The 14704-nt window shown below is 60.5% G+C and carries 13 protein-coding genes; 9 read left to right on the top strand and 4 right to left on the bottom strand.

The genetic code is table 11. From position 1 onward, the window contains the following. The first annotated feature begins 218 nt into the window (after window positions 1–218). On the top strand, window positions 219–1082 hold the full coding sequence (locus B0E55_RS25800) for a phytanoyl-CoA dioxygenase family protein (protein WP_080910745.1): 864 nt from the start codon (window positions 219–221) through the stop codon (window positions 1080–1082). A 332-nt stretch (window positions 1083–1414) separates the two neighbouring features. Here B0E55_RS25800 and B0E55_RS25805 read toward each other — a convergent pair whose 3' ends face one another. From B0E55_RS25805 to B0E55_RS25815, 3 genes are all read right to left on the bottom strand, one after another. Continuing rightward, complete coding sequence (locus tag B0E55_RS25805) at window positions 1415–1714, bottom strand: hypothetical protein (RefSeq protein WP_080910746.1); 300 nt, start codon at window positions 1712–1714, stop codon at window positions 1415–1417. A gap of 281 nt (window positions 1715–1995) precedes the next feature. Next, window positions 1996–2343 (bottom strand): hypothetical protein, encoded by a 348-nt coding sequence (locus tag B0E55_RS25810; protein ID WP_080910747.1) that lies wholly within the window; start codon window positions 2341–2343, stop codon window positions 1996–1998. A 172-nt stretch (window positions 2344–2515) separates the two neighbouring features. Then, entirely contained in the window at window positions 2516–2977 is a 462-nt protein-coding gene (locus B0E55_RS25815) for an Hsp20/alpha crystallin family protein (protein ID WP_080910748.1), read from the bottom strand. Window positions 2978–3990: 1013 nt separating this feature from the next. On the opposite strand from B0E55_RS25815, the gene B0E55_RS25820 reads away from it, so the two are divergent. Next, window positions 3991–4746 carry an ANTAR domain-containing response regulator gene (locus tag B0E55_RS25820; protein ID WP_192713074.1) on the top strand — a complete coding sequence of 252 codons (756 nt, stop codon included), beginning with the start codon at window positions 3991–3993 and terminating at the stop codon, window positions 4744–4746. Window positions 4747–5095: 349 nt separating this feature from the next. On the opposite strand, the gene B0E55_RS25825 is transcribed toward B0E55_RS25820, so the two are convergent. Then, window positions 5096–5863: a GAF and ANTAR domain-containing protein gene (locus B0E55_RS25825; protein WP_080910750.1), complete on the bottom strand. Its 768-nt coding sequence runs from the start codon at window positions 5861–5863 to the stop codon at window positions 5096–5098. Window positions 5864–5988: 125 nt separating this feature from the next. Here B0E55_RS25825 and B0E55_RS25830 point away from each other — a divergent pair, with 125 nt between their 5' ends. From B0E55_RS25830 to B0E55_RS25865, 7 genes are all read left to right on the top strand, one after another. Then, window positions 5989–6780: a GAF and ANTAR domain-containing protein gene (locus tag B0E55_RS25830; RefSeq protein ID WP_080910751.1), complete on the top strand. Its 792-nt coding sequence runs from the start codon at window positions 5989–5991 to the stop codon at window positions 6778–6780. Window positions 6781–6838: 58 nt separating this feature from the next. Beyond that, the gene (locus B0E55_RS25835; RefSeq protein WP_080910752.1) at window positions 6839–7537 is read left to right on the top strand and encodes a GAF domain-containing protein; all 699 of its coding nucleotides are present in this window, start codon (window positions 6839–6841) and stop codon (window positions 7535–7537) included. Window positions 7538–9101: 1564 nt separating this feature from the next. Beyond that, complete coding sequence (locus B0E55_RS25840; protein WP_274534461.1) at window positions 9102–9746, top strand: GAF and ANTAR domain-containing protein; 645 nt, start codon at window positions 9102–9104, stop codon at window positions 9744–9746. A 1750-nt stretch (window positions 9747–11496) separates the two neighbouring features. After that, window positions 11497–11745 (top strand): hypothetical protein, encoded by a 249-nt coding sequence (locus tag B0E55_RS25855; RefSeq protein ID WP_133053445.1) that lies wholly within the window; start codon window positions 11497–11499, stop codon window positions 11743–11745. A 266-nt stretch (window positions 11746–12011) separates the two neighbouring features. After that, complete coding sequence (locus B0E55_RS25860) at window positions 12012–13085, top strand: beta-ketoacyl-ACP synthase III (RefSeq protein ID WP_080910757.1); 1074 nt, start codon at window positions 12012–12014, stop codon at window positions 13083–13085. Window positions 13086–13381: 296 nt separating this feature from the next. Next, a complete protein-coding gene (locus B0E55_RS31720; RefSeq protein WP_206745221.1) occupies window positions 13382–13528 on the top strand; it encodes a hypothetical protein in 147 nt (48 codons plus the stop codon). A 631-nt stretch (window positions 13529–14159) separates the two neighbouring features. Further along, window positions 14160–14690: a hypothetical protein gene (locus tag B0E55_RS25865; RefSeq protein WP_133053446.1), complete on the top strand. Its 531-nt coding sequence runs from the start codon at window positions 14160–14162 to the stop codon at window positions 14688–14690. Window positions 14691–14704: the final 14 nt, after the last annotated feature.

Raw genomic sequence — 14704 nt, forward strand, 5'->3', positions numbered from 1 at the left:
AGCGGTGCTGCGCGTGTGCTAGCTGGTCAGTACTCGGAATCTAATGCCAGTGGTTCCCATCGACAAGAGCCGTTGGTTTTCAATGGATTTGGGCTCGTCTGACGGCAGTGTTCTAGACGATGAGTCTCGTGTGACGTCCAGAGAGGAATGTGTCCCGGGATCTTGGCGTGCGTATCACGCAGGGTTGTGGGTCGAGTAACGAGGAGCAGACCGAACTGATGACTTTCACCAATGATGGGTATCCCACAAGAATCTCAACCGCCTCCGCCGAACTGGACCGGGCCGATCCCGTCGTCTGGAACCAACAGATGCGACTGAAACATCGCGATGTCGAGCAAGACGGGTTCACAGTGCGCGAGGGCGTCCTCAATCCGGACACCATCAGTAGATGCCTGAGTGAAGTCCAGCGACTGGGCGCCGAACCCGCCCTGATCGACGACAAACGAATCGTGCGTGAGAAGGCATCGACCTCGGTCCGCTCGATCTTCGATATCTTGAACTTGAGTCCGGTGGTCCACGCCGCAGTCGAGGAGTCCGGCGCGGTTGACCTCGCGCGCGAGATACTCGGTTCCGAGGTCTACGTTCACCAAAGCCGACTGAACTCGAAGCCCGGATTTCACGGCGGGGCTTTCTACTGGCATGCCGATTTTGAGACATGGCATGCGGAGGACGGCATGTCGACACCCCGTGCAGTGAGCGCGTCGATCGCATTGACCGATAATCACTCTTTCAACGGGCCCTTGATGGTGATGCCCGGGTCGCATCGAACATTTCTTCAATGCGCAGGCGCGACACCGGATCGATACTTCGAAGAGTCTTTGGTCGAAGAAGTCCCGCGTGTCGGTGTCCCGTCGGAGGAAATGATCACCATGCTCTACCACCGACATGGTATTGAGGTGCTGACTGGAGGAGCGGGGTCGATGACCCTGTTCGACAGTAACCTTCTTCATGCGTCGTCGGGAAACCTTTCTCCGGCGCCGAGGGCGAACATATTCGTCGTTTTCAACAGTGTCGAGAACGCACTCGGGAAGCCGTTCTCCGGGTCGGAGCCGCGACCGGACTTCCTGGCATTTCGGCCATAGTAATCTGCAGCGCAGAAGGTTTCACGGCCGAAAGGCAGGGATGTTAGTAGATGGGCGCACAGTTCCTGGCGGCGAAGTCGATGGCAGACCGTATTAGCCCGAGACTGTTTTCTCAGCCGTGCTGTACGTAAGAACAGTGCGCACCGACGGCGTCAGGAAGGGCACTCCCCGAGGGTCTGTCGTCACCGAGAAATGGAGACGATCCGCGCCGTGTGTAGCCGATTCGTAGTGCGGTTACATGGAATTAGCGGGTCATCAACTCTCCCCCGATGCTGCAGTCAGGGGCTCGTCCGATCAGCGGCCGGTCTAGTCCTGGTCCTCGATCCACCTCACTACTCATCGGGGTACTGCCAGTCGAATGCCACTCGTGCGGGTGGGATCGCCTCCGCGACGCGGCTTTGCAATGACTCCTCGAAGGTAGAGCGCCACTTGTAGAATCCGCTGAAGATTACGGGATGCTGCGACACGACGTACACGTCGCGGGTCCCGTCGGCGTTCTCTTGTTTGAAGATGGTCACGTCACGTTCGAGTTGATTTTCCCTGATCGCTCGCTCGAACAACGTGTAGGCCAGTGCCGCATCTTCCGCTGCGAGGCTATACAAGCCGAAACGGATGTCGATGTTCACAGACATGACTGCAACTGTAATGCGCTCCGATCGACTCACCTTCCGATAGCGGTGCGCATCGCTTTGGCGTGTGAGTGTTCGCGCCCTCGACCTAGCGAATGCTTCGTGCATCTAGTCCACCAGTTTGATCCGGCTACCTCGGGAGCGCTTGCCGCGTTACGGTGGTGCGCAGCAGGGATTCGACAGCTGGGTCTGGGCATGTCAGGGTTCGAAATGCTTCGATGGATATCATCACCCGGGTCTAGTGGGGCGAGCACTTTGCCGCGATACAACACCTATTTTTTCCACTACAGGTGTGGGAGTGCCGCGGTGAGGAAGATGATGCCGAAAGCGACACCGGCGATGCCGGTGAGGACTCCGGCGATTCCCTGACGGGCGTTGGGGTGCTGCCCGGGTGTCTTGGGTCGGCGCGCTGTCAGTGCCGTTCCGATGGCAGCGGCACCAAGGAGGATGCCGAGGCCGAACATCCAGAACGTCAGGATCGAGAGGGCGCCGAGCATCAACGCCATGTCGCTGTATTCGTCACTGGTGATCGGGCGGTGGTGATCCCACCAATCAGGCGAGGTGTGCGGGCGGGATTCGGTGTTGGCCGTGTTGTCGGATTGTTCGTGCGGAGGGAGGGTTGATGCAGTCATGGCAGCTAAGCGGTTCTCGTGCTGATTCTCTCGTGTGGAGGGTGTACCGGTCGGCCTACGGCTAAGTGGGTGGCGAACGGCGGGTGGGACCGAAAGGGCGGTGGAGTGAGCCCCGAGCACGCATGTCTTCGGAACCCACCCCACCGTGGAACGCTTGTCCGGGCCAGTAGGATCAGGCTTCGACCTGGACCTGCGTTGTCGCTTCGATGGTTTCGGTACGTGAGGGCGGTCCGGAGGAGACCTCGATCCGCCGCGGTTTCGCCTTCTCCGCGATCGGCAAGGTCACCGTCAACACGCCGTTGTCGTACGAGGCGACGATCTGTTCGGCGTCGATGTCGTCGCTGATGGACAGTTGCCGTCTGAAGGTTCCAGCGAAACGCTCACTCGCCAGCCAGCTCACACCCTCTTCGGAGAGGGCGGTGCGGTGCGCGGTCAACGTCAGGGTCGAGCCGTCGATGCGGACGTCCACTGATCCTGGGTCGACGCCGGGAAGATCGGCGTGCAGGACGTACTGGTCCTCGACCTTGTAGAGGTCCATCGGCATGAACCGTGGACTGCGTCCGTTGCCGGTTCCCGCGGCGAGTACGGACTTGGTGATCGCGTCGATGTCGGTGAAAGGATCGAAACGAAGCACAGCAACACACCTCCCATGTCGTGAAAAGAAAGGTCTCCGCCACTGTGGCGGTTGACCGAACTTACTGTGCGAGAACATGATAACCACACGAATTAGCACTCTGCAACTGAGAGTGCCAATTCTGAGAGGTCTCCGTCACGGTCCCCCGTGCCATCAGGTCAGGCACGGGCGCATGGTGCTCTCCTCCACCCTGGTGGACGCAGGAGTGGGATGCGTGGCCGGATACTTGGCCCGCAAGCAACGCCTACCGTGATCGTACTTACCGGAGTGGAATCATGTTGCTGCCCAGCAGAACAGGAATCTGAGCCTGACCCAGTGAGCCAGAGCGCCAGCCTTGGAATGGCGCCGCAACGTAGGCAGTGCACCGAATGTGGTTTGCGCACTGGAGCATCCGGGAGGGGTGCGTGCAACGATAGAGCATGAGCCCCCCACACCGACGAACCACTGCAACGACACATTGGAAGTCGAGGCCGCCTGATCGGCTTTCCGCCAACCGGATCCAAACGCCGCAACACTGGCCGCGGCCACCCGCCACTGCCTCCGATGCGGTGTCATCAGCTAGGTCTCCGCTCCTCACCCGTGGCGTGAACACCACGCTATGTCGCTACGCTGACGCGGCCGGCGTGTGTTGAATCTGGTTCGCGCATCACATGAGTTCGTCAACGCACTCCGTGCGCCCAGGGATTGCATCAACGGAACACATTTGCGCTCATCGCGTGCGGGATACCTCTGGTCCGACGTACTCGAAGCGTTTTCGGTGACGCATCCCGGCGACCTAACTTCCGGCTGTCCACTCGCCGGGGTCATCCTCGAAAGATCGTCCTGCACGGACAGGCACTCACACCTCGACGCCGGTGAACCCACCATTTTCGGTTTTTGTGGCCGAAGGCCTGTGCATCCCTGTCGAGTTTTGTGGCAGTGGTATCCGGGCATTCGTCACTGGTGAGAACCGGGATTCGGTTCCTGCCCACGTTTTTGTCGTGTGCCATTCGTGGGATCGGATGAGGTGTGAGATGGATGTCGTGCGAAGCGCCGCGGGCGGTGATCGTTGGTTTCCTCCGCTCGATGCTGCTGCCGAAGCGTTACAAGATCTGTATCGGGCGCTGGATCCGGCCGAACACATCGAAAAGTACTTGCGGCGGTTGTGTGAGCATGCGGTGGAGTTGATCGAGGATGCCGATATGGCAGGGGTGACCGTCCTCGACGAAGAAGGAACACCCTCGACGGCGGCGCGGACGTCCCGCGAGGTCGCCATGGTGGACGAGCTTCAGTACAGGTCGTGGGAAGGTCCGTGTGTCGAGGCCGCAGAGAGCGCAGAGATCGTGGTGGCGGACCGTGTTGCGGCGAGCCAGCGGTGGCCGGGCCTGTCTTCGGAAGCGCGGCGGTTCGGGGTAGAAAGTTTCCTGTCGATCCCGCTGCCGCCGCTCGAGCCCGGAGTGCGTGCAGGGGCGGTGAACGTGTACGGAAGCCGTGCGGACGGGTTCGCTCGTTCGGAGGTGGCGTTGATGAATTTGTTCACCACCGCTGCCGGCTATGCGATCGGCAGCACCGAACGTTACCGGGGTGCCCGGCAACTGGCGTCGCAACTCGAGCGTGCGCTCGAGTCGCGGGCAGTGATCGATCAGGCGAAGGGGGTGTTGATGGCGGTGCATGGTGTCGATGCGGATGCGGCATTCGCAATGTTGGTCGACAAATCCCAACGTACCAACACGAAACTGTGGACGGTGGCAGAGGATTTGTTGGCGAATGTGCGTACCGTCGAGACGTGATGGCCCAAGAGTGTTGTGGCGAAGTACTTTTCCTGACTGTCTGTTCGAGTGCCGATTCGTCGGGCACAGCTCGTCCATGGAAATCCGCGGGCGCGGCAGAGGCGGTCGTGGTCGCCGAAGAAGTTATCGACAGGTAACAGCGGGGAACTCTTGCTCGTGACAGTCCGGCTCATCTGTAGGAAGGGGCAGTTGCGGACGTGATTCAAAACAGACTGATCGCAGACGCAGGACACTGCTCACGAGCGTGTACTTGAAAAATCGGACGCATCAGAACGATGGTGATCTTTCGCCCATCGGGGGCTTCCGTGGAACGCCGGTCATGGTGTCCTGGTTGCGCGATCTGAAGCCCCTAGGGGCGGTCGTCATCCGCCGAAATGATCGTCTGACGTGCAACGTCTCGTATGTGCCGAGATTCGCGACGCGCCTCAGCCTCCAATTCGGAAAAAGCGGTCTCGGGATCGGTGTCTCGGCGCACCATCAGAATTCCGACCGCTCGTTCGATCTCAGCGCGTGACGCGATTCCTCGGCGCAGCGCTGCGCCAGCGCGTTCGAGTCGATTGTCTGTTGCGATGGCATCGAGTCCGGCTCCCAGGTACTCGGCAATGACAAGGACGAGATCGCGGTCCCGGTCCGTGTCCGCCACGGCAGAATGCGAATACATGTTCAACGACCCGACCGGCAATCCGGAGTTGAACAGCGGTACCGCAAGGAAACCGGTCAAACCGGCATTACGCGCAGCAACACCGAGAGCCGGCCATTGAATGCCTAATTGCTCGACCGACATACGTACCGAACGTCCCGTGCGCGACGCAGAAAGACACGGCCCGTCATCGAGAAGGTATTGCTTGCGATCGAAGTCCTCTACACGTTCATCGGTTGGGGCAACGGTGAACGGTTCACTATCCAAGGACGCTGTCACACCGGCGTGGTCAACACCGACAACCAAATCCACAGCCGCTACCGTGCATCGAGCCATCAACTCCACAACCCGATCGGGCGAACCCGCTGGTGTCGAGAGAGATCGTTCGAGACGATCGATGAGTTTAGGCTCGCGACCGCGCGCGCGTTCGAGCGCACCCGACGGGCGCGCGCGCGGATGAGAACTGTCGAAGTTCATGGTGTACGTGCCCGATCCGCGCGGCGGAAGTGGTCCACCAACCAAAAGTGGCACCGACGCGGCCGACTCGGCCGCGCGCCTGAGAAGTACCTCTATTCGGTAATCTCGACTTTACGCCGGATCGGATGACCGGGCGCCGTTTCTGTCCCGTGAAGGCAACTGAGGAGGTGCGTCCTGTGAATACGGATCCGAGAGGAAGCCAGGACACACCCGAATTTCCCAACGACGCCGACAGGGAGAGAGGCCGCCGCGCAGCGGTCGAATTGCCCACGACCGCGAAACTGTGTCAACAGTGTCTGAATCTGACTGACGTTCAAGGCGCGGCTGTCACGGTGCTGAACAGCGCGTCATCGCGTGAGCTGATGTATGCGACCGACTCGGTAGCCCAGCACCTCGACGAACTCCAGTTCACCGGCGGCGACGGTCCGTGTGTTGACGCATTCACCACCCAGCGTCCGACATTCTGTAACGACACATCCAGCGATTACGACCGTGACATCTGGCCAGGATTCGCCAGTGAGGCAGACAAAGCCGGGGTCGGGTCCGTGTTCGCGTTTCCGCTGAAGGGTGGAAATGACGTTTTCGGCGTGCTCGAACTGTATCGCCTCGCTCCGCTGCCACTTGACGAAGAACAGGTCGAATTGGCCACTGCAACCGCAGCAGCCATTGCTGTGGCGCTCCTGGCCGAACTTCCTCTGATCGGCGATTTCGACACCGGGACGCTTGTCAACGCCTTTCACCGACCGGAAGTGAATCAGGCAGTCGGAATGATCGCCATCCAACTTCGTGTCTCGATCGACGAATCACTTTCCCGGCTTCGAGCCGCCGCGTACTCCTCGGGAAGGCCGATCTGGGAGATCGCTGCAGATATCGTGAATCGGCGCACACGTTTCACGCATGGTAGTGAAAACGGATGACACCGCCTCTGGGGACGTCGCGCAACTTGTCAGCAGCACTTCAAGATGGGAGCACAGGATGAACACTTCCGCAATACAATTGAGCATTGCCGAGGTAACTCATCTTCTCACCACCGACTTCGATTCTCTTCGTGTACTCGAGACGATAGTCGAGCGATCGAGGCAGGATCTGGGCGGTGTGTGGTGCGTCCTCGTCGTGCGAAACGGGGAGCCAGATTATCTCGATGTGCTGGTGGAGTCGGCGAATGCCGACTTTATTCCCGACCGCACTCTCGCTATAGCGGGCCCCGCCGCGCTCAGCGCCGAGAGTGGGGCGGTTGTGATGGTCGACAATTTCGCAGATGTGGGGGAGCGGTGGCAGAAGTTCGGTCGCTCAGGGCTCGAACGGGGTCTCGGTGGGTGCCGTTGCTTTCCGATGAGATTGGGCCGCAAATCATTTGGCACACTCGTGGTTTTCACCCGCGATTCGTGGGATAGTGCCACGCGCAGTAATGCGTACGGGCAGTCCATGGCAGATTTGGCTGCCCTGACGTTGTCCACGGACAGCCGCCAAGATCGTCACTCGCACGTGGCGGTGTCTGTGAAGAAGTTGGTCACGGTCCGCGGCGAAGTGGAGCAGGCGGTCGGCATGATTGCCGAACTCGAGGGTCTTTCGATCGAACTCGCAACCGCACGGCTCGAAGAGAACGCTCGGCGACGAGGCATCAGTGCTGGCGCGTATTCGGCGTTGGTGTTGGCGAACCCTGACAGCCGGTGAGGAGCGTGGTGCACGGTATGTGCAGTGAAGGTTCCATCGATTCTGCTTGGCAGTTTCCGTAATGCGGCCCAGCACGAGGCCCTCGAACTGTATCGTTGGCGGCGCGGTGGAACCCGCTGTCTGCCAACATCCACGTACAAACTTCGTCCGCGTGCACTCACGCGAATCCAAGTCGCAACGAAGCAATGGAAAGTCAAGGCATGGTGAGTCGACTGGGAGGCCAACGAGCGCATCAACGGTATATCCCGCGCATCACCGAACCGTCAATCCGCTCCGTCGCTCGGAGAGCGATGTGAGTATGAGATTCAAAAGGAACACGTTGCACGACAGCGCTTTCGATGAGTCTGGCAGATATCCAGGTATCTAGGTCGATGTTCGTGTGGCGGGTTTGAAGTCGATACCGACGACGTTTCGCGTGATCGTAGCCCATCGGGACCGCGCGGCGGGCGGACTACGTGGATGGCTTCGTTCAATTTTTCACTGCGAACACGGCTTCAGTGGAGAAGAGCTCATCCAAGTCGACACATGTAGCTCGCCCCGGTCGACAGTCCTCTCGACTTACGCACCGACCATGGGACGTCAACGGAGCCAGCGGCGCCTTCTCCGCGGGGACCTTCTCGACTATGACGAGCCCACATCCCTTCATGCCGCGAGTATTTGGCGACTATGCCCCCGCCTTAGCTACCCACCCGGTGAGCTCGCTGAGAGCGGGCAGTGCGATGTGGAGGTCGTCAACGGCTCGGTCGATGCCACCAGCGGACCGCGACATTGGCACGTTGGCCAACCGTATCGCAGTTGCGACGACATCTTGGAAAAGGCTGGGGTGCAACGCTGCCGGACCGCCAAGCACTTCGGCGTGGCCGTACCGTGGTGAGCCAGTCCACGGTCGCTATATGCGCAGTGACCGGCCGATCGACGGCTCGGAGGACGATCTGGCGGCCGTCTGCGGTGGCCAAGACATCGAGAGAGCGGGAGCAAGCGAGGACTGATGGGCTTGAGATACAGGGGGCGCCTGTGGATCCCGGATCGGGGCAAGTATCCAGCACCGACTTTATGCGGATTCGACCGAGGGCGCGGCATTGGCCGACCTCGATCCGGCACATGACTTGATTTCGCGGCCGGGCGATGCCGTGTTTCGCAGTGGGAATGTTCAAGTCGCGGCGTGGCGCCGGTGATGCGGTGGGGATCGGTGTGAGGAGACGCTGATCCGGTGCGCGCCGAAGCATTCTCGTCGCAACGCCTCATCACAGATCTCACCCGCGGCATCGTCGTGGACAAATATTTCCAGGTGGACGCGGGCTGACTATTCGAATGGTGTAAGTAGGGACCAGGTTTCGTCGTATCCATCCGTGGGCGGTAAAATCGCAGCCACGGTGAAGCCAGCGCCGCCACCTTTGGAGTGCGCGCAGGATGGTGCCTGCGAGACAGGACCACGATGAACCGGAACGACCCCTCTGTTGCATGTGTCGGGTCTTTTTCGCTCTCTGGCGGAGCGTCGCTGGATTACGATTCCGCCGACATCGCTACCGCGCTCGAGCGTTTCGGGGCGTTACTGCGGACGCCTATGCAACTGTCGGTTTTTTTGCAATCGGTGTGCCAGCAGATCGTGGCGACAATGCTAGCCGCGGACATGGCTGCGGTGACGATCCTGCCGGCCCCTGGTAAGCAGCCGGAGACAATCGCGTGTACGGAAGAGCGTGCTTTCGATGTCGAAGCCCATCAATACCGGGCGAACGAAGGCCCGTGCCTGGAAGCTGCGCGCACTGGCAAGGTAGTGCGGGCGCGGATCGAGGATGCAGAGCAGCGATGGCCCGCATTCGCGGCAAAGGTTGCGGGGATGGGCGTGGCGAGTTACTTGTCTGTCCCGTTGCTCACCGGAGAGTCCAAGGTGGGAGCGCTGAATCTGTACGGGTTGGGCGATCGTGGGTTCAGCGAGACCGACGAGGTGCTGTTGCAAGTGTTCGTGGCTGCGGTCGAAGGTGCGGTGTGGAATGCGCGTCGTGCGGAGATGTGGAGGAGCGAGGTCGAAGGCATGCAGGCCGCGATGCGGACGCGGGGAGTGATCGAACGGGCGAAAGGAATGTTGATGGTGCTGCACGGGATTGGGGAGGATCGCGCGTTCGAGCTGCTGGTGCAGCAGTCTCAGCGCCTGAACGTCCGACTCGCGTCCGTGGCTACCGAGATAGTCGACACCCTCCCAAAGCGGTGACCCAGGCAACGACGCAACTGCCCTGTGCACGCGGAAACTGGGGTGTTACCCGATGCCACCCGAGAAACCGCGTGGTAGTCCATCAATGGATCTTCCGGCGCGGACGCGCGACGCGTGCGAGGGTCTAGCCTGAACGAGGCTGTGCCTGCGCAGGATTGAGCCGAAATTGAAAGACCACCACCTAAGCGACCGGACTCGACTCTCGGCGGGTTGCCGATTCGGCGCGTTGACGTCACCGCAAACCTCATTTCCGTCGAGGCCGTGGCCGCCGATGGTCTGCTTCATCTCTACTGAGTACGCGAGGGTGCGGTGCAGGACATGGATTCGATGACTGACCTGCATGCGGGCGAGACGGCGTTCGCAGCGGCGGAGGTGTCGGGGCCACGGATTCGGGCGGCTGTGTCTGATGTCCGCGACCTGGAGAGACCGGGGCAGATCGAGTTGGTTTCATACATTTTCCGCCCGGGGCATCCACTGTCCGTGGCCGTGTGGGTCCGACATGACCCCGTGAGCTCAGTGCTACATTTCGACGCGCTCGGCGGGTCGGTGGTGGTGCGTGAGGAGTCGATCGAGACTGACGAGCACACGTCGTCGTTCGGTGGCTGTTGGTGTTGACGGTGCAGGTCCACACCGCCGGCGCGAGAGGTTTCAAACGGCGGGGTTTGACCGACGGTTGGCGGGATTCCTGGTTGCATTCGTGAAGCCCTTCCAGCGCGTAACCGCCCGTTGATGGTGAGCCGAAGTTTGCGGGTCGAGAGGCTCTACAGATTGCGAGTGCCGAAATTCTGCCGACCGAGATTCGTTGATGGCACTTCCCTGAGCGATCGTGCAGGCGCATGGTGCTCGCGAAGGCGATTCCGGTGGAGGTTTCATGACGGTGAGACATAGGCTGAAGATCGTGCACGATCAGTTGATTCGTCGATACCCGCAGGTCGCAAGTCGATAGTCCCGTCGGTAGATTCCGACTCTTTCGTTCGGTTCATCCACGAACTGAACGCGGTCTCAGGACCGGACTCTTGCGTTCACGAGGACGTTCGTGAGCGCGTGGACCTTACTGGTGGAACCGGTGCCTGACGGTTCGGGGATCGATCTCACGTGTGCAGAGATTTCGTTGCAGGAGAGCGTGATCGGTGGGATGTGCCTTCCGCGCCCGACGGGATGGACGCGGCTCGATCGTGAATATTCACTCTTCGCGGAACACGTCGCCGAACACTTGGTGCAGTCAGGATCAATGCGCTCAGCCGCCGTCCGTCCTAGTCTCCGAGGTATTCTCAGCGGCGGTTCCGCCTGCTGAGGGCCACGTACTTACCTGCTGGGTTCGCGGGCACCGGAAGGGGACGTACTTTCTTTTTGAGTTGGGTATGGGCGGCGGCCTACTTGCACGACGTCGCCGATCAAGGAATCGCGGCAGTGACACTGATCGTGGTGGACGTCACGTACTCGCACAGTAGGCTTCTGGTACGGAGCGGTGTTCGGCGCCGGCAGGGCACAGAATGGTTTGTGAACTCAAGACGAACCAGCTCAAATCGAACCGTTGACAAACTATGGCCGCGAAACCGCAATGACTGCACCTCGACCCCGTCCATCGCTACCGTCAACACCACGGTCTCTTGTCACAGGCACTCTTTTTCGTGCGGAGATCGACAGCAAGAGTCCTCTTCCCTGGGTCGTCCAACGGGAGCATCTCAATTCTTTTCCGGCTCGTAGTGTGCGCAGTCATGTTCGGTTCATCGCAACAGGCGGCGTCGGCATGTCCAGATTCGAACTCGGTGCGTTGCGAGATTTCTACGACATACTTCGCGAATTCGATTCGGTGCTGGAATACGATCCACGGGTGCGCCCGCTCCCGGGTCTTTGCTTCGATGGAGGCTTCAGGTTGGTAACCCGTGTGTCTGCTGATCGTGACCTCGTCATTCGACTGAACGAATTCACGATCACGCAGGAATTGGACTCAAAACTGTGGGCGATACCGGGCCGCATGCCGATGTTCATGCGGTAAGGGAAGTGCATCCGCCGCCAATGGCCGGAGGAAATGTCCACGAGAACTGTCGTGGCGCCGTCCTCAGTCGTGCGGTGGTACGCGGGTTGGCAATTCGAACGATATAGCGGTGCTTGATGTTCCGAGACCAACTCAAAGTTGACGTCCCGGCGCCTACTCAAAAGGTCGAGTTGCCCATTGGTAAGGGCTGTGAGCGCGAGCTTGTGCCCCCAACAAGAGGGTATTGGCGGCGCGTGCGTTTGTGTGTGCAGTTCTGTTGATGTTAGATGCAGGAGACGTGGACCGTCAGGTCCCCCGGAGAGGATTCCGTGCTCATTTCCACAGCGCCTTCCGTTGCTCACACAGCCCTCCTGGGGCTGGGCGTCTACCGGCCCCGACGGAGTGTCCCCAATTCCGAAATCGTCGATCGTATCGACTCTTCCGACGAATGGATCCGCACCCGGTCGGGAATTGCAGCGCGCGGGTGGGCGGAACCGGACGAGACCATCGTGGCGATGAGCGTCAGCGCCGCTCGCAGCGCTCTCGCCGCCGCCGGTATCGCCGCCGAACAGATCGATGCAGTCGTACTGGCGACATCGTCGCAAATGGTGCTGGGGCCCTCCGCGGGCGCGGTCGTGGCGACGGAACTCGGATTGCACGACACTGCAGCTTTCGACGTCTCAGCCGGTTGCGCAGGTTTTTGCTACGCGCTCGGTAATGCCGCAGCCCTCGTCCGAGCGGGGCAGGCACGTCATGTGCTGGTGATCGGAGTGGAACGGCTTTCCGATCTGCTCGATCCGACCGACCGAACCTGTGCCTTCATTTTCGCGGACGGGGCTGGAGCGGTGGTGGTCGGCCCGTCCGAGTCCGAGGGGATCGGCCCGGTCGCTTGGGGTTCGGATGGAAGTCAGACCTCTGCAATCAAGCAGGACAAGGACTTCACCGAGTACTTCGCCGAGGTTGCTGCGGCCGAGGTTTCCGGCGAACGCAGTGAACGGCCCTATATTCGAATGAATGGCCAGGCCGTATTTCGCTGGGCGATAACATTTTTGGAGAAGGCCTGCCGCGACGCACTGGACAGAGCTGGAATTACAGCCAGCGACCTCGATGCGTTCGTTCCACACCAAGCCAACAGTCGCATCACCGACGCGCTCGTGCGGACGTTGGGTCTGCCCGACACCGTCGCTGTGGCCCGCGACATCGTCGAAAGCGGCAACACCAGCGCGGCATCGATTCCCATGGCCATGGAACAGCTTCTCCGTTCCGGCGAGGCCCGACACGGCGACATGGCGCTGCTGCTCGGATTCGGTGCCGGCCTGGCTTATGCGGGACAAGTCGTTCGCCTACCACCTTTGGCGTAATCCAGCAGATTTGGCGATCCGGCGACGACCCGTCGAGGGTCTTATGCCCGCCGTCCTCGCGGTGGCCAACAAGAAACCAGCTGGGACCGGGCCGACGCACACAACTACGACGGTGAACAATTTCTTGGCGGCGTCAAGGTCTGGTGTTCAGGCGTTAGATGGTGGAGTGAACTTGTTCGGGTGACGCCCGCTGATTGACGCGTAGCGACGACCGCGTCGGCTGGGGTCAAGTCGGAGGGGCTGGTTCTGGCTCACAGTTGGACTATCGGTCACCGGTGAGGAAGGTTTCGACTTCCGTGGCGGGTGGAAAGACGGTGCATGCCGCCGGTGTGAGGGGGACCGTCGGAGCGTCCGGTCAGGGTTTCCGCCTACGACGTCGAGTGCGCCGAGCTTGGGCGGAGATCTGGTCGCGTTCGACGCTCCGCGTGATCGCGCAGCGCTGAAAGTGATTCGGTGGTAACGGTTCATATACTCCGCAGGCCAAACCTAACGGACTGTTTCAGGGTGTAGACGCGGGGTCGAACAAGGAGCCCGGCGCGGAAAATGGGTCCCCGTGCTGTGTGCTCAACACGGGGACGTCTCACCCCGTGGAACCCGGCCGGCAACGGACGGTTGGGGTTCCACATCTATGCCGCGTTCAGATCTGTGGAGCCACTCAATCGCCTGTTCGCGCAACGCTCGAATTGGTGGGCCCATGAGCGACGATGGCGGTACGACGACGCAATGTGAGAAGGGGCGGCGTACGGCGAAGGCGTCTCACGGGCGGGTTCGCTGAACGGGTGTGATGATCGATTCCTAGATGTGTTCACGCTCTTACAGGATTTCGTAGTCCACATGGTCGAGATCTTTTCTGTTGATCGGTCCGGCCACGTGCAGAGCGGGTGGCCGGGACATCAGAGCCGCGATGTTTCGCGTCTGGCGACGATAAGTGGGCGGCGCACAGTGGACACGAACCATCCTCATAGCCCCTCTCAGTCCGGATACGACGGCGTGCCGACAGGGCAGATGATGCCGTTTTCATTACCGGCGATCGGGTACTGCCGAACAATGGGACGGTCCGCTATGGGAGGGGCGATGGGCATTCTCTACAACGTGAGGAAACAACTTGCCGCGCGTGTGGTCAAGGGTCTCAGGCACGATGGGCGCAGAGGTATTAGCTCGCAGACCGTGACCATCAGCGTCGGCAGCGACGACATGGAAAGATTCTGGCGAGATCCCGAGAGGCTGTCGCAGGTCTTTGGCGATGTTGCAACTGTCAGCTCGCCTGAGAACGAAATCTTCGTGTGGACGCTGTCAATCGGCGCCGGTGAGGTACACACGTGGCGTACGCGACTTCACACCGCTGACGGCGAGTTACGGTTCGTCGCGGTCAGTGGTGATGACGCGAACTCGGACAGTAGTAACGACGCTACCGTGGTCGTCAGGTATCGCTCGGCTCCAGTTGATATGGGCACAGAAGTCACCCTGAAGGCCGACATGCCGTTTCCGGACCTATTCACCCAAACAGTGCTGTTCAAAGTGCTCTATCGAGCCCGCGCGCTGTTGCAGACCGGCGAGGCCCCCACGCTCTCCAACAATCCAAGTGCCCGCAAAGGTGCTCACTGATCGGAGGAGGTCTT

It is taken from the genome of Rhodococcus sp. 66b, from assembly GCF_002076325.1.
Lineage (GTDB): Bacteria > Actinomycetota > Actinomycetes > Mycobacteriales > Mycobacteriaceae > Rhodococcus_F > Rhodococcus_F erythropolis.